Below are 15,936 nucleotides of genomic sequence, written 5' to 3'. Positions count from 1 at the left end.
ACCATGAACCTAATTAATTTTACCCTTAGGTATATTATTTTGTACAAAAAAATCTCACTATACGTTCGTAGGAAATTAAGTCCTCACGACTTAAAATACCAATTTTATATCATTTTATTTTTATAGAAAACGCTAAAATAATTAATTTGAAAGCTATTTATTTACAAATAATTTTAAATAACACCTTAAAAAATCTTCTTATATTTGTTATAATATAATCAAAGTAAATACTTTTTTATTAAAAATGTTTTCACACAGAGAGGGCTATATATTTGAAAAATTACGGTACGCTTATTAAAAAAATTAGAATGGAAAAAGGATTGTCCCAAAAAGACATCTATGAAGGCATCATGACCAGACAGACTTACTACCTAATAGAATCCAATGTCAGCATGCCTTCTTTTGACAAATTTCTATTGATACTAGAAAAGCTTTTTTTATCTATCGATGAATTTCTAAGTTTATTAAATCCAACCATTTTTCCTAACGAAAAACTTTTATACCAAGAGTTAGCCGAGCTCACTTTTAATAAAGATAAAAACGGATTATACTTGTTTATTAAAAATGCACTTCGACTCTATAAAGAAACAGAAAATAAAAAATATTGGCATTTGCAATTGATTGCGGAATCCATGTTTCGTATTCATTTTGAAGAACCATGTCTCTCCGAAACGAAATCATTGGAGGAACTAATGCTTCCTATCAAAAAGTACCTCATTGGAATCGAAACTTGGCACGTATATGAATTAAAACTTTTAAATAATTCATTGTATTGCTTTACACTCGATGAGGCGATTTCCTTAGTCACATTGATTGGTTCTAAGATTGAAACTTTAACTTATACAGCAGAGTTCCAAGATGTTAAGTTACGAATTTACCTAAATCTTTCATTCTTATGCTTGAAACATCAAAACTACTCTGCTGCTTTACATTTTTCTGCGCTGGCTAAAGAGAGTGCTCAAATTAACTATCGTCTTTTTGAGCGAATAGTCTCTGAATTAAATTATGAAATTGCACGCTCCTCAATAGAAAAACATGATTGTCTAAGTCCAAAAGCAAACCAGCTAATCCAATTATTACAGTCACTAGATTTTATAGAAACTGTAAAAGAATACCAGGAGATTCTAGAAGAAAATCATTTGTACTAACTTGTTATTTACCAAAATTATTTGTTTTATAGGACCAGCTAAAAGGTCTAGGTGACTCTTCTGGGATATCATTCACATCTTTTCCAAATTTAGGTGTAATGAACATTGTTACCCAGTAGCTATCTGATCCTTCATAATCAAGTTTTGCTTCATTTGTTTTAATTAATTCTGCATCATTCGTTGAAAGATGCTTGTTTTTTAAGTTCCAGTTATTTTTTGTGGCAATATATCCGTAAAACCGATAATATTCTGGTACTAGGTCTTTCAAAGCTAGATAATAGCTCGGATCTTTAGATAACACTATTTCATATTTATCAAACAAGCTCTCATCAATTTCTGTCGCACGATCTTTTGACGTACTATCAGAACTCAGGTTTATTTGTTTAGTCCCATTATCATTATCCATGAACGCTTGGTAATATCCTTTTGAAGGAATGACCAATTCTTCCTGTGGTTTAACAACACACTGTCGGATGTTTAAATAGACGGTCTTCTTCTCGATTACTCTCTTATTTGTAATGACAATTTGTTGATGCTCATACTCACCAGTAATAGGCAGAAACTTAAAGGTAGCTTTATTCCCCAAAGTTGCTTGACCGTTGACTTTTATTTCAGTATCGTATTTAGGACTAATAGGTAAATGTTCCTCCACGGTGTAATCAACATTTGCTTGCCAAGGATGAACAACCTTAGTTACCACATTATTTGAATAGATTAAAAATGAATCATTCTTTGTGAATCTATCCGTTCCATAAGTCACTTCAAAACTATCTGTTTCATTAGTAATTGGCGCTCCTTTTGCATCAAACAATTTTTTCTCTAAACTAACAACAGTCGGTTTGACTTTCGGTACGACAAATTCTTTATGTTGTATATCATCATTGTAATCTTGGTATTCAATCGTTGTTTTCCCATTGGTCGGTGCTTTATCCTCAGAATCAATAGCATCTAGAACATCCTTATTAGCATTTACACGATAATTTAGTTCAACGAACATGACGTCTTCATTGGGGTGTGCAGAAATAGGCTCTGTTAAAGCGCCCATATTCCAAGTGATCTCTTTTTTTACTTTGTCTACGACTACATTACCTTGAGAGACATTGCTATCGTTTACAGCCTCTGCTAATTCAAAGCCCTTTCCCATGGGATCAACAACTTTAGCTGTCTTTACAGCACCGACAATTTTCCCACCAATATCAAGCATAATTTTTTCTAAATCTTCCGAACTAATAGAAAAACATTTATCTGGCGAGGACGCTATTTCTTTCATAGTTTCGTTCCCGACAGGCCGATCTCCTGGATTAGGTTGCAAGTCCATATCTAAGCCAATTGAGTACAAGTCGGTCACAAGCTTCTCACCTGAGAGAGTCTGCTTTTGTTTTGCAATCGTTGCTTGAGCGATAGCACTATTTGCATTATTAAGGTAGAGACGATCTTTAGGATCATCTGGCTCCGGAAAATGTGGTGGACGACCTGTAAACAAATATTCTCCACCCAATCCAGCGATGTCATTATCATCATAAATAAAATGACTTTCGGGAATATTCTTCACTGTTTGATAGGTATTGTATTGATTTGCAATGACAGAGTTTGAGTGTTTGAACGACTCCATTCCAGCTACCGTATTATAGGGATTTGTAGGCGGATAACTATAGGTTGGGACGCCGTCAGAAATTAAGACCATGTTTCGCCTAGCATTCGTCGCCTGCTTCATCACTTCTGTAGCTGTTCTAATCGCTGCTTGAGTGTTAGTTCCCCCAACTGGTTGGATTTCTTTAATTGCTTTAATAAGAATATTCCGATGAGCTGAATCTACAAATTGACCCGTCCATCCATTCTCAGTAAATGTATAACTTTTTGCTGTTTTGTCATACGTAACCAAAGCAATTCTGTTAATATAATCATCTTTTAACACTTGTTCAATAAATTTTTCAGCAGCCTCTTTCGCTTTATCCATCCTCTTTACACCATCAAGGGTTGTCTCATCCATACTTCCAGATGTATCAATAATTAATACCACATCAGTTGCTGGTGGCGGAAATTGGTTTCTAGCTTCAATTCTCAGTTTAATGTCCCATTGATTGACCATTCCAGCTACTGGAGTGGCTGTCTTCGATAACGCTACCTCTCCAGGAGATAGCCTTGTTTGAATTACAGGGTTCTCTGCTTTTATTTTCGATTCATGAAAGTTTGAAGAATAAGTAACAAAGTAAAACAAACCTATCAAACCAGAAAATAGGAGAAACCCTTTCAACAGACTTAGACTATTTATTAACCTTCCACTCTTATTCTTCAACTCTTCACCTTCATTTCTTTTACTATTCATTCGCTACCTGATCTTTAAGTAAGTTATCTACCTGCAATAATTCACCACTAACTGGTATGCTACTATTCCACCAAGCATCTCTATAGGCATACTTACTGATCCCAATTCCTTCTGCTTTTATTTCAAATGACAATTTGACATCTTTATATTCCTCAGTGATATTATCCTGATTCAGTGTCACACTTGAAAATAGCAAGGGTGTTTTTTCCCCCTTTGACAACTTTTTTTTGTAATAAAAGTAGCCGTCCCCTCCATCAATCCAATCGGATAAATTGTAATCAATCGTTAAAATAGGGGCTATCCCAGTAGTTGTCGCAGGTAGCAGGAGAGTACTACCATTTGCTTGTTTTTTTGAAAGAATTGGTAATGCAAGCACTCGAACAAAGCTGTTTAGCTCCCCTGTATTTTTAACCCAAACTTTCTTAGGATATATTACATCAGGTTCAAAAGTAATGGGTGGCTGAAACTCTTCTTCTACAGACACTTTCAAATCGCCAATTCGGAATTTATTCTGTTTTTCATCATGATCGGTCAAAGAAGCAAAGGTTTTTTGATAAAGACTTGCTGATAAGCTAATAACTGCAATTAATAATCCTAGTAGCAGGATTAGATTTTTTTTCGAGGAATATTTCCGAGAATTTTTTTTGTTTTTACAAGCCTTTTTTCTCATAACCTTTTTCCTCCTTAATTAGTTATTTTTCCAGAGAGCATTTTATAGACGTCACCAGATTTACTTATATTCCAAGCACTTAACAATGAATTCGTACTATCATGAGCATCCATTATAGGATTCAATTGATACAGAACCCCCTTCATTTTGTTTGGAGCACTTTCCTTTAAGTTTACCTTCGATAGAACAGGTTTGCTGATTTCACTTGGATTCAGTAACTCCGAATAATAAAAGTAGCCATCACTATATAACCAATATTCTTTAGTTCCAACTGGCGGTGCTGAATCGTAAACATTTTCAGGAAAAACTAGGTTGAACCATTTAAAATCCGACTGTTCTCTTAAAGAATCCTTATATTTGTACATCTCAGTTCCAGTTGTCGTATTTGGAACAATGGCTTTTTTTGCAACGTAATGGATATAATCACGAGTATATGTTCCGCTTGCTGAAGCCGCCGGGACCCAAGTGCTTGTTTTATCAAAATCAACAGTAGGTATTTTTTCTTGCGAAGACACAACCAAATTTCCATTCCCTGTTTGATCGGTTACATCAATTTGAAACATTAGTAAATACTCATAGAAGCTTAAACGAACAAAGGCTGGCTCCTCTCCAGTATTCTTCACTTGAATGACTTTTTTTACGGATACCCCCGGCTGCCAAACCTCATTCGGTTCAAATTCTTCTACAATTTCTGCAGATAATAGAGAGCCTATAAATTGATTCATCTTAGTGTCTTCAGATACAAACCAAGCATAAGTACTTCCTAGAACCATCAAACCAGAAAAAAGAAAAGTGATCGCGGCAATCATAAATTTGAAATTAAAACTTCGTCTTTTTCTGGACGGTTTCTTTTTTGTAGACGGACGTTTTTTCTTTTTCACCTTGCTTTTCCCTCCCTAATTTAATCGTTCTAAGAAACACTTACTATTTCTTTGACTGATTATTCTTCTCCTTGTTATTTTCTCCTACGCGATATTTCCAAATCAATAATGCTACTAACAGTAGAAATAACCCAATACAAGAAAAAATAATCGCATCTCGCCATTCTTCTCCAGTTTGAGGCAGACGAAACAATCGCTTACTGGTATTTTGAGGATCTTCTGAGCCTTTCGTATCTGGAAGAACAGATTTTACTGCTTTAAAATGCCAAATATTTTCGACGACATTTTTCTTTAAAAAATCTTTGTTTGTATATTTTTTCCCATCTAATTCAAGTGATACTTCTAACATACGAGCATCTCCGCCTTTAAAAACACCTAAATTTAGTGGGGTCAATTCATTTTGTAAATCTAACGAAGAACTCACTCCGGATAAAGGACCTTCATAAATTTTTTTCCCTTCGTAAGTTAATACCATTTGAATTGCTTTAGATAAGTCTAAACTGCCTTCAACTAGGATTGGCGGGCTTATATGCATAGTTAGTTGGTACGGAATATCTTCTTCCATGTTAAATATTGTGATTTTTTTTGACCATTTTTTCCCCGGTTGCACATCTCTTACATCAATCAAATAATCCCCGTCACTCTTTACTTTGACACCTTGTTCGTCTCCAACTATCATTCCAGAAGGAAGATTTGGAGAAGAATCAGCTGCAGCAAACTGCGGAATTATTAATAAGTTCAAGCAGACAAACAACCCGATTATCAAGTTCCTTTTTAATTTGCTCTGTATTCTTCTCATTTGTTCCTCCTCTAGAAAAACTAATACATTCTTACATATTATTTCTCAGGTACTAAAGCTTTCAAGGCTATTGACAATTCATCATTGTAACCTGGCGTTCCTGGTTTCACCCATTCATCAACAGCATCCTTGAAGGCAGAAATCCCTTCACCTTTAACCGTTAAATCATATTTCAGTTTGCTGTACTCGTTTCCAGCTGTTCCTAATAATTTCACTGCATCCATCAATTGGACTGTATTTGCTCCTGGAGCTACAACACCTGTATAGTAGAAGTAACCATCTTTAGTATTGAAGTACCATTTGTTTGGTGTTCCAGCAGTTGTTGTAATGTTATTGAATGAAATTTGAATATTGTTGCTACCTGTTTTCGCGAATACATTCCAAATATTCGTTCCACCCGCAGTAAATGTTGGATTGTATACAGGATTTCTCCAATCAGCCGTCTCAGGGGTTTTATATTCTAAAGAAACATACTCAAGCGAAGGTGTTCCAGCCTTGACTTTGATTTCTCCCGCAGCATTTCTTTCAAAGCCATTGATTCCACTTGCGTAATACAAGCCTCCACCATTTTTTTCAAACACATAGCGATAAGTGTAGACAACCTTATTATTAACTGTCGTAGAATCTTCTTTTACTTTAAGAGTGTAAGTACCCGCAAAGTCTCCACCTGTTACCACGATTTGTGGTGCAGTTCCTTCAAATGTTGAATCAGTGAATCCAGTTGGAGCAGCTGTTCCCGGCAATACATATACGTCATCTTTTGTCTTTCCATTAAGTTCTGTACCAGTAGTCGCTTTAGAGGCATAATCTTCCAATAATTCCAACGACTCGACTAATGAAACTCGAACTAATGTGTCATACTTCCCAATATTGGCTACAGCTACATCCTTATTGACTTCTGAACCTGGTTCCCACGTGGTAGGCGGTTCAAACGTTTCCACAACCTCGATGTCTTTGCCCGTTGCAATTTCACCTTCAAAATGGTTTGTTTTCTCGTCTTTACTTGTAAACCAAGCAAAGGTTGCTGCCAAAACAGCAACAAGAGCAAAGCCACTTGCTAATGCAAGTATTTTTTTCTTGTTATTTTTCTTCATTTCTAATGTTCCTCCTAAAATTTTTTTATTATTAACCTTTTAGCGTCTAGCCTCAACAACAGAAATCAACCTTTTCCACTAAAACACTAAAAAGAAAATAGCTTTATTTATTCAGAATGTAATACCTAATAATTGTAATGAATCCAAAAACTGAAATAATAAAAATAATTGAAACAACTAGATTTTTGCTGACAAAATTCAATAGCGAGCCAACTTTTGGCACTACGAATACTTTTTTCCCTACTACTTGTTTTTCATTGACAGGCACATCTTCCGCCAAATTGGCATCTCCCTGAGTAATGTAGTAAGTTCCCTTTGCTTCTCCAAGATGATCTAGTTTTTTCTTCACTCTATGGGTCAAGAATGTTTGACTTTTAATATTCGGGCGAAAAGTAATAATATCTCCTACTTCCGCTTCATCCCCAGCAATATTTTTTATAACAATGATGTCGCCGGAATGAAATCCACCTTTTTGTACCTTAGGATTTCTCGGTACCATGGAATCAGTTAGTACGCCAAAAAAACGGTAGCCTAACACACTTTTATCCGTATTCTTACTCGTTGCAAAAAGAATGGAAGCACCAATAATGGCTAAAATAAATGCGTAAAATAGAAAATTAAATAAAAATGAATACACTGGTTGTTTTTTTCTTCGTACAATCCGCTTTTTTTTATTAGAAGTCTTTTTCGCCCGACTTTTGTCAGGGGGCCGATTCGATTTTTTCCTTCGCTTTTGACTTGTTTTTTTCTCGGCATAAATAGCTTCTGTTTTTCTTTGCTTTGATACCTTTACAGAACTTTGATTTTGCGGACGTCGTTTCTTCTTACGCTCCCGTTTCTCATCCATTTACTCACCAACCCTTGTCTCACAACATATTTCAATCGCTTAATTTGCACTTTGCCTTTAAAACAGTCAACAAGCCATTCATTGCCCTTATCCATAATCTTTGTTTAGCAACGCTCTTTGCGTTTTTCTATCTCCAAAAAACTAATGATATTGAGAAAATCAAATTTAATGCACAAAAAAATACAACTGAGAGGACAAACCCTTTCATGTCGTATCTTTTCTAAATCTTCTTAAAGTGAAATATCGTCGTTTTTCTTTGTATAAAAATCATTAGTTTATTATAGAATATATTAGAAGTCAAGAAGTTCTTCTAACCTATCTAATTCTAAGGAGGGAATAGTTGTTATGTATTTTGTTAAAAATGAATGTTATACAAAAGAAAACCAGCTTAAGTGACAAAGCAGATTTTGACGTTTTATTTTCAAATAAAAAATTTTAGGAGTGAGTAAAAATTGGCAACAATTGGTTATATGCGCGTTAGTACACATCAACAAAAATTCGATTCTCAGCAACGAGCACTAGAACAATATGGTGTAGATGTCATTTATAAAGAATATGAAAGTGGACGAAAAAAATCTAGAAGTGAATTAAATAAAGCTTTGGCTCATTTGAAATCGGGAGATACCTTGGTTATTTTCAAACTAGACCGACTTTCAAGAGGAACAAAACAATTATTAACTCTGTTAGAAGAATTTGATCGGAAAAATATTCATTTTGTCAGTATACAAAATAACATTGATACTACAACACCTATGGGACGATTCTTTTTTACCGTTATGGGAGCTTTTGCTGAAATGGAGGCTGAGTTGATTCGAGAGAGAGTTATCGCAGGATTGACTGCAGCTAAGGAAAATGGACAACAACTAGGTCGTCCGCCTCGAACAAAAGAAGTGGAAAAAGCATTAAAGCTTTATTGTAGTTCCAACCTATCAGTTCCGGAAATAGCCAAAAAATGTAACATTTCTGTCCCTACTGTTTATAACCATATTAGAAAGCACAACCTTTTAAATAAGCCTAAAGAGTTAGTCTCAAACACTAGTAAACATGGTAGTTAAGACGTAAAAAAGGCACCAGAAAAGCTCACAACAACTTAGATAAATTTAGACTTTTATTTTTATCAGACTTATACATAAAAAATACACCTGACAAACACATGAAAATCTTTGCAGTTGCACTCGATTGTTTCTCAACACAAGTTTAAATACCAATACTCTAGTAATGATAGTTCATCGAATTATTGTGGGTTTTATAAACCGACAAGTGCTGCATAGTCTCCTACGGATTTTGCAGCACTTGTCTTAAAAAAAGACACCCTTACAACTAGAAAGATGTTAAATGCAACACCAAACCAGTGTAAAAATGTCTTTATTATCTATTAAAATCAACGAAAATTTTCTTACTTATTCAGAAATATACGTCCACTTATAATCAAAACGTGCTCCCGCAGCATGCGCAACAACACCTTTAACTTTTTTGTTCCGCATATGTGCTTCTGATTTTTGATAGATTGGAGCAATACCAATGTCTTCTATAATGATGTCTTCAGCACTAAGCATATCTTGCCAACGTTTTTCTGGATTCCCTGCATTCGTCGTATTTGACGATTTCACAACTTCATCATATTTTTTATTCGAATATTTCCCTCTATTATATGCATTTCCTGTAATAAACAAATCTAAGAAACTACTTGGGTCTGCATAGTCAGCACCCCAACCACTTAAGGTTATCTCAAAGTCACCACGCGATTCGCGATCTAGGCGAACAGAAAATGGTACTGGACTAACTGTCATTTCAAAACCAGCTAAATTCTCTTTCAATGCACCCTGTAAATACTCTAGAATTTTTTTGTTTGAGTCCGTGTCTGCTGCAATAATATCTGCTTTGAACGTTGTAATCCCTAATTCTTTTTTCGCCTTATCCCAGTATTCTTTTGCTTTCTCCACATTGTATGACAGTTTTACTTTACTTTCTTCAGTAAAGTCTTTGTTCCCCTCTGGTGAAGAAGCTAAGCCTTGCGGAACTAATCCTTTTGATTCGATAGATCCATCACCTAAAATTTGATTTACAACAGCTTCTCTATCAATTGCATAAGAAATAGCTTTACGTAAATTGGCATTTCTAAATGGAGAGTCCTCTTTAATTTGATTGAATTCTAAATATACTGTACGACCATCTTTTTCAATAACTAACTCCGGATCATTTGCCATTTGCTGAGCCAACTCACCAGTCAACATCACATCATCAGCTTGCCCATCTTGGAAAAGATTTAACGCGGTTGGTGCCTCTTTTACCACGTCATTATTGATTGTTTGTAATTTTACAGTATCTTTGTCCCAATACTGATCGTTCTTTGTATAAGTCCAATTCGTGTCCGTTCCTGGTCCATCAAAATTCTCTAAAACAAACGGACCATTATAAACTGATTTTTCACTGCTGGTTGCGTAATCTTTCCCCATTTCTTCAACAATTTTCTTGTTTTGCGGGAAGAAAGATGGGAACGCTAATAAGTAATCAAAATATGGGGTGATTTTTTCTAAAGTGATTTCTAGTTCATATTCATTAATTGCCTTAATTCCCAACTCTTCTACTGGTTTGTCTCCTGAAACAACCGCTGCCCCATTTTTCACTAATTCAAAAAGATAAGCATATTCTCCGCCTGTTTTAGGATTTGCTGTTCTCTGCCAACCAAATACATAATTTTCTGCAACTACGGGGTCCCCGTTTGACCACTTCGCATCTTTCCTTAACTTTAGCTTATAGGTTAGACCATCTTCACTAATCTCAGCCATTTCAGCCGCTCCAGCAGCTGCTGGTTTAGTATTTTTATCTAGACGATAAAGTCCTTCATAAACATTGTTTAAAGCGGAAAAACTGATTGTATCTGTTGCCAAAGACAAATCGGCACTTGGCATTTCCTGCTGAACCACTAGGTTGAATACCTGATTACTAGAGAGTTGCTCAGAGTCTTTTCCTTTTAATTCGCTCTCATTTGTGGCTGTTTTGCCGCCACTTCCACAAGCTACTAGCATAAATGATGCCAACAATAATAGCCCAAATACTTTTTTCTTTTTCATTTTACTCATCACTCCACCTTCATTTTCTAATCCCCGACTAACGATATTACCATTTTACTATTGATTTTATAATACTAAAAACACACCGCAATTGCAAACGTTAAAACGGTCTAACTGCTTTGCCAGCATAAGATTTTGTAGACTCATCATAATTAGAATCAATCAAAGAAGAGAGTTTTTACTAGTGATTCGCCATATAAATTTCTCACTTTCAAAATGTAAAACCTTATTTATCTAAAAAAAGCGAATGAAAACTATCAGCTTAGTTTTCATTCGCTTTATATTTGAATAAATAGCTTACAATTATTTTAAATCAAACAGCTTTTTATACTCCCCATAGCCTTCTTTTTCCAAATCCGCTAAAGGGATAAACTTTAGTGCCGCTGCATTGATACAATAACGTAACCCACCTTGCTCTTGAGGCCCATCATTAAACACATGTCCTAAATGTGAATCGCCTTCTTTACTGCGCACTTCAACACGATGCATCCCATGGGAAAAATCAGCTTTTTCTTTTACCCCTCGTTTCTTAATTGGCTGACTAAAAGCAGGCCAACCACAACCAGCATCATACTTGTCTTGCGAACTGAACAGCGGTTCGCCACTAACCACATCAACATAGATACCTTCTTGATAAAAATCATCATACTCCCCTGTAAATGGACGCTCTGTCCCGTTTTCTTGCGTTACCTCATATTGAATAGGCGTTAATTTCTTTTTCAGTTCTTCTTTTGATAGCTTTTCCATAATGCCTCACATCCTTACTATGATTTTGACTTTATCATAGCATTTGAACGAATAAAACAATATGAATTTGACTTGGCTTTGACGTAACAGTCCATATAAAAAATAGCTCATTTGGATTCTATACTAAACCACAGAAATTTATAAACAACGAAGTAATTTTTACTCAAAAGATATCTTACTTATAAGTCAAGTATTGGTTATAGCGTACTTGTCCACTATTGGTGCATAAAAAAAAGAGACGAAACAAAGTTTCTTCCCCTAGTTTAACCCATTTTCAAAAAGGATTGCTTCCAAAGAAACAGTGAAGCTACCAGAAGTTGGTGACAGTAATCGTGACCAAAATAAAATCTGAATTCCTTGGGCTTGTTACTTATTTAGCCCAAGTTTGAAGCATGGAAGCTCTGAGACCTGATTTTTGGGCTCAGAGCGGCTCCGCGGTTTTTTCACTCGCAATAACTGTCCATAGTAGAGCCTTGTCGCCCTTTTTAATTGAAAGATTAGAATAGTCTAATCTAGTTTATCCAAGACTAATAGCACTTGTTTTTATATGTGACTTAGCGTAGTAATCTTAGATATCATTCGAAAAGTTATTTTCCAGACTTTTCTTTTTTTCGATTTTTGGTTATTCGTTTTCTAACAATTGCCCATTGTCCTAAAATAGAAATGAAGGTTACCCAAAAACCACCACTTAAAAAATCCCGATTTACTAAGTACTCAACGGCAATTCCAATACAACTCGCAACAATCGCTACTACTAAAATACTAAAGTACGGATATTTAATCGTAAATGTCTGCCATTTTTTTGACAAAACAACTCTCCTTTATTTATCAATCGATTTCCAATCTACGTCCACGGAATATCCGTAGCAATCTTATTAGCAAACTCAATGCTTTCTTGACGTTTTGACAAGCGGATCTGTTTTCTTTTTTCGTAGCCTTCACAAACAAATCGTTCTTCCTCTGTTTCTGGTTCCACAGCTGGCAAATGCTGCTTGCTAGGAACAACAAACGTCATAAAACAAGTACCTGCTAGATAGCGCTCCCCTGTAAACAAATCCTCGCCAATCACTTTGGCAAAAACCTCCATTGAACGTGTTCCCACACCTGAAACAAAAGCATCAATACAAGCAGAATGATTCGCTCGTAAAGGAGCTAAAAAATCCAAATGATCTACAGAAGCCGTAAAAATAGCTTCTCTTGCTAAACGAGTGGCAGAAATTCCCGCCGTTTCATCTAGCCAAGCCATTAACTGACCTCCAAACAACGTTTCATGAAAATTTAAATACGGATAGGTTACGATATGCGTTTGTATCGCTCTTGTTTCTGAACACTTCATTCTGTTACTCCTCACAGTCCTTTTATTTAAACGTCGCAATCATTCGACTTAATTGGGCAATCGGCAAACCCATAATAGTATAATAATCGCCATGAATCCCCTTTACAAGTAGGGCTCCTTGACCTTGAATTCCATACGCCCCAGCTTTATCTGCATATTCTTCTGTATCTAAATAATGGTTGATTTCCTCATCACTCAATTGGTAGAATTCTACAGTTGCTGGAACAGTTGCAGAAGATTCTTGATCCTCTTTTAACAATACTACGCTCGTGTATACCTCATGTTTTTTACCACTTAGTTTTTTCAACATTTTAAATGCTTCATCCCGTGAAGCTGGTTTCCCTAAAATTTCGTTATTAACAGCAACAATCGTATCACAGCCAATCACTAAATCATTAGGATATTTCGCTGCAATATGCTTTGCTTTTTTTGTCGCCATCGTTAAAACATAATCCATTGGAGTGATAAAACCTCTGACTTCTTCATCAATATCTGCTGGTACTACTTCAAACTCTGGAACAATTCGTTGCAGCAATTCTTTTCTCCGGGGAGATTGCGATGCCAGGATAACAGCCATATGTGACTCCTTCTTTCTCTAACAAAATAAATATTATCTTTCTACACTCATAAATTAATGAGGGTCTTGAATTCGCTTAAACATTTTTTCCATATCAGAATTAGTAAAATGAATCAAAACTGGACGACCATGAGGACAATTAAAAGGATTTTCACAGGTTTCTAAATCTTTTAATAAAACTCTCGCTTGCTGCTCATTTAAATAGTGATTCGCTTTAATAGAACCTTTGCAGCTCATCATAATCGCTGTTGCTTCTCGGAATTTTTTCACACTCACTTTGCCAGTAGTTAACACCATATCAATCATTTCTCGAATAATATTCTCTTCTTCCCCAGCAGGATACCAGGTTGGATGGGCTCGAATAATAAAGCTATTTTGACCAAAATCTTCCAAATGAATGCCTACTTCAGCTAATGTTTCTCTGTACTCTTTGATTTTTAACGCATCACTATTAGGATAATCAATCACAATCGGTACTAAAAGTTCCTGTAAATCATTAGTTACTTCGCCAATTTTTTCTCGGAAATATTCATATTTAATCCGCTCTTGAGCGGCATGTTGATCCACAATATATAGCCCTTCTTTACTTTGAGCAAAAAGGTATGTCCCGTGCATCTGTCCGAAATACTCTAATTCAGGAAATCTTGCTTTGGTTTGTTCCCGTTCCAGCTTTTCAATTGTTCGATTTAAAGCTCCTTCAGAAGAGAAGTCAAATTCTGGATGATTCTTTTGTTCATTTTCAAAAGAAGAATTCTCTGAAAAAGCAACTCTTTGATTTTCCTCGGCATCCTCTTTAACTTCTACAAATGTTTCCAACCCAGAAACCGGCGTTTCGACCATCGATTCTCCAACCACTACTTCTTTTGGTATGAACTCATTAAACACTTCATCCGTCTCGGCTATAATAGGTTCTTGAGAGGCAGTAGATTCTGTTATAGCTGGCTCTGCAACACCTGACGCTACTTCTACAGACTGCTCTGCTGGGTCTTTACGAACAAAAAAACTACCACTCGCTGCATCATAACTTAAACTGCCCGGCGTTCCAACTGAACTTTCAGTCTCGGCCTGTTCGTTTAAAGGAATCTCCATCTGCTCGACTTTAGGCTGTTCTACTTTTCTCTTAAAACCTAAATTGTCTGCTGCATTAGGAATTAGCTGTTCCTGACTCAAAGCATCCCGAATCGCTTGACTGATTAATTGCATTAGCTCTTTTTCTTTACTTAAACGTACTTCTTGTTTGGTAGGATGAACATTTACATCTACTAAAAGCGGGTCCATTTTAACCTCTAAAACAGCAATTGGAAAACGTCCAACCATTAGTTTAGAGCCATAGCCATCGACAATCGCCTTGTTTAAAGCAAAATTTTTGATATAGCGTCCGTTGATAATCGTAGATAAATAATTACGACTAGCTCGGGTCACTTCTGGTAACGAAACATATCCAGTTAAAGAAAAATCCAAATCTTCAGAAGCAATTTTCACCATTTTTTTGGCTGTACTAATCCCATAAATTCCAGCAATCGTCTGTTTCAACTCTCCATTTCCAGTTGTGTTCATCATTTTATTCCCATCATGAACAAGACGGAACGCAATCGCCGGATGACTTAAAGCTAAACGATTCACTATATCGCCAACGTTTGCCAATTCTGTTTGAATCGTTTTTACGTATTTCAAACGAGCGGGTGTATTAAAAAATAAATTCTCAATCGTAATTTTTGTTCCTTTTCTTAAAGCAGATGGACGGTGTTCTTCCACCTTGCCGCCTTTCATACGAACAAAACTTCCTTCAGATTCCTCCATATTTGCAGTCTCAATCGTTACTTCTGAAACTGAAGCAATACTCGGTAATGCCTCCCCTCGAAAACCTAAACTACGAATTCTGAATAGATCGTCTCTTGTATGAATCTTACTGGTAGCATGACGCTTAAATGCACTTAAAACATCTTCTTTAACGATTCCTTCACCATTATCAATCACTTGAATTGTTTTCAATCCAGCTTCTTCTATGAAAATATCGATTTGTGTACTCCCTGCATCAATCGCATTTTCTACTAGCTCTTTGACCACAGAAGCTGGTCGCTCGACAACTTCACCTGCGGCAATTTGATTGGCTAGTTGCTCCGATAATTCTTGTATTTTCCCCATGGATTTCGACCTCCTTCATAAGAGAACAACTGAAACAAGTTTACACTATACTAAACCAACATTAATAAATAAGTAATTTCGACTCAAAAGATACCTTATCATACCTCATATCTCTGTTATAACGTATTTGTTCACAAGTGTTGCATAAGCAATAGAGACTAAACAAAACTTCTGCCTTTCGTTTAACACGTTTTCAAAAAGCCTTCACTTCGGAAGAAACAGCGGGGCTATCAGCAGTTAGTGCCAGTAACTGTGAACAGAAGCCAATGTGAATTACTTGGGCTTGCCATTT

14 protein-coding genes are annotated in these 15,936 nt (G+C 35.9%); 2 read left to right on the top strand and 12 right to left on the bottom strand.

Features of this window, described 5'->3' with window-relative positions; translation table 11 throughout:
* The first annotated feature begins 272 nt into the window (after positions 1–272).
* Complete coding sequence (locus BCR26_RS06645) at positions 273–1,148, top strand: helix-turn-helix domain-containing protein (RefSeq protein ID WP_069698198.1); 876 nt, start codon at positions 273–275, stop codon at positions 1,146–1,148.
* Positions 1,149–1,152: 4 nt separating this feature from the next.
* Here the strand turns inward: BCR26_RS06645 and BCR26_RS06640 are convergent, their stop codons facing one another.
* The 6 genes from BCR26_RS06640 to BCR26_RS06615 form a co-directional block, all read right to left on the bottom strand.
* The gene (locus tag BCR26_RS06640) at positions 1,153–3,474 is read right to left on the bottom strand and encodes a vWA domain-containing protein (RefSeq protein ID WP_084387049.1); all 2,322 of its coding nucleotides are present in this window, start codon (positions 3,472–3,474) and stop codon (positions 1,153–1,155) included.
* Positions 3,467–4,144 carry a hypothetical protein gene (locus BCR26_RS06635; protein WP_069698197.1) on the bottom strand — a complete coding sequence of 226 codons (678 nt, stop codon included), beginning with the start codon at positions 4,142–4,144 and terminating at the stop codon, positions 3,467–3,469. The genes BCR26_RS06640 and BCR26_RS06635 overlap by 8 nt, the downstream gene beginning before the upstream one ends.
* 14 nt (positions 4,145–4,158) lie before the next feature.
* Positions 4,159–5,025, bottom strand: coding sequence for a BsaA family SipW-dependent biofilm matrix protein (locus BCR26_RS06630; RefSeq protein WP_069698196.1), 867 nt, complete (start codon positions 5,023–5,025; stop codon positions 4,159–4,161).
* Between the two features lie 43 nt (positions 5,026–5,068).
* Complete coding sequence (locus tag BCR26_RS06625; RefSeq protein ID WP_069698195.1) at positions 5,069–5,824, bottom strand: hypothetical protein; 756 nt, start codon at positions 5,822–5,824, stop codon at positions 5,069–5,071.
* 38 nt (positions 5,825–5,862) lie between these two features.
* Positions 5,863–6,918, bottom strand: coding sequence for a BsaA family SipW-dependent biofilm matrix protein (locus tag BCR26_RS06620; protein WP_069698194.1), 1,056 nt, complete (start codon positions 6,916–6,918; stop codon positions 5,863–5,865).
* A 103-nt stretch (positions 6,919–7,021) separates the two neighbouring features.
* On the bottom strand, positions 7,022–7,765 hold the full coding sequence (locus BCR26_RS06615) for a signal peptidase I (protein ID WP_069698193.1): 744 nt from the start codon (positions 7,763–7,765) through the stop codon (positions 7,022–7,024).
* 452 nt (positions 7,766–8,217) lie between these two features.
* On the opposite strand from BCR26_RS06615, the gene BCR26_RS06610 reads away from it, so the two are divergent.
* Positions 8,218–8,820 (top strand): recombinase family protein, encoded by a 603-nt coding sequence (locus BCR26_RS06610; RefSeq protein ID WP_069698192.1) that lies wholly within the window; start codon positions 8,218–8,220, stop codon positions 8,818–8,820.
* 345 nt (positions 8,821–9,165) lie between these two features.
* On the opposite strand, the gene BCR26_RS06605 is transcribed toward BCR26_RS06610, so the two are convergent.
* The 6 genes from BCR26_RS06605 to mutL form a co-directional block, all read right to left on the bottom strand.
* Positions 9,166–10,839 (bottom strand): peptide ABC transporter substrate-binding protein, encoded by a 1,674-nt coding sequence (locus BCR26_RS06605; RefSeq protein WP_069698216.1) that lies wholly within the window; start codon positions 10,837–10,839, stop codon positions 9,166–9,168.
* Between the two features lie 303 nt (positions 10,840–11,142).
* Positions 11,143–11,586 carry a peptide-methionine (R)-S-oxide reductase MsrB gene (msrB, locus tag BCR26_RS06600; RefSeq protein WP_069698191.1) on the bottom strand — a complete coding sequence of 148 codons (444 nt, stop codon included), beginning with the start codon at positions 11,584–11,586 and terminating at the stop codon, positions 11,143–11,145.
* Positions 11,587–12,173: 587 nt separating this feature from the next.
* Complete coding sequence (locus BCR26_RS06595; RefSeq protein WP_069698190.1) at positions 12,174–12,395, bottom strand: hypothetical protein; 222 nt, start codon at positions 12,393–12,395, stop codon at positions 12,174–12,176.
* Positions 12,396–12,430: 35 nt separating this feature from the next.
* Positions 12,431–12,922 carry an acyl-CoA thioesterase gene (locus BCR26_RS06590; protein WP_069698189.1) on the bottom strand — a complete coding sequence of 164 codons (492 nt, stop codon included), beginning with the start codon at positions 12,920–12,922 and terminating at the stop codon, positions 12,431–12,433.
* A 22-nt stretch (positions 12,923–12,944) separates the two neighbouring features.
* The gene (locus BCR26_RS06585; protein WP_069698188.1) at positions 12,945–13,499 is read right to left on the bottom strand and encodes a Maf family protein; all 555 of its coding nucleotides are present in this window, start codon (positions 13,497–13,499) and stop codon (positions 12,945–12,947) included.
* Between the two features lie 54 nt (positions 13,500–13,553).
* Positions 13,554–15,644 (bottom strand): DNA mismatch repair endonuclease MutL, encoded by a 2,091-nt coding sequence (gene mutL / locus BCR26_RS06580; protein WP_069698187.1) that lies wholly within the window; start codon positions 15,642–15,644, stop codon positions 13,554–13,556.
* Positions 15,645–15,936: the final 292 nt, after the last annotated feature.

This window comes from Enterococcus rivorum, from assembly GCF_001742285.1.
GTDB lineage: Bacteria > Bacillota > Bacilli > Lactobacillales > Enterococcaceae > Enterococcus_L > Enterococcus_L rivorum.
This window is presented reverse-complemented; position numbering and strand designations above follow the sequence as displayed.

What these genes read in the sequence shown, in the direction of transcription:
- BCR26_RS06625 (WP_069698195.1), bottom strand. Translation starts at nt 5,824, where the DNA reads ATGAGAAGAATACAGAGCAAATTAAAAAGGAACTTGATAATCGGGTTG.
- BCR26_RS06640 (WP_084387049.1), bottom strand. Translation starts at nt 3,474, where the DNA reads ATGAATAGTAAAAGAAATGAAGGTGAAGAGTTGAAGAATAAGAGTGGA.
- BCR26_RS06585 (WP_069698188.1), bottom strand. Translation starts at nt 13,499, where the DNA reads ATGGCTGTTATCCTGGCATCGCAATCTCCCCGGAGAAAAGAATTGCTG.
- mutL (WP_069698187.1), bottom strand. Translation starts at nt 15,644, where the DNA reads ATGGGGAAAATACAAGAATTATCGGAGCAACTAGCCAATCAAATTGCC.
- BCR26_RS06620 (WP_069698194.1), bottom strand. Translation starts at nt 6,918, where the DNA reads ATGAAGAAAAATAACAAGAAAAAAATACTTGCATTAGCAAGTGGCTTT.
- msrB (WP_069698191.1), bottom strand. Translation starts at nt 11,586, where the DNA reads ATGGAAAAGCTATCAAAAGAAGAACTGAAAAAGAAATTAACGCCTATT.
- BCR26_RS06615 (WP_069698193.1), bottom strand. Translation starts at nt 7,765, where the DNA reads ATGGATGAGAAACGGGAGCGTAAGAAGAAACGACGTCCGCAAAATCAA.
- BCR26_RS06590 (WP_069698189.1), bottom strand. Translation starts at nt 12,922, where the DNA reads ATGAAGTGTTCAGAAACAAGAGCGATACAAACGCATATCGTAACCTAT.
- BCR26_RS06605 (WP_069698216.1), bottom strand. Translation starts at nt 10,839, where the DNA reads ATGAAAAAGAAAAAAGTATTTGGGCTATTATTGTTGGCATCATTTATG.
- BCR26_RS06635 (WP_069698197.1), bottom strand. Translation starts at nt 4,144, where the DNA reads ATGAGAAAAAAGGCTTGTAAAAACAAAAAAAATTCTCGGAAATATTCC.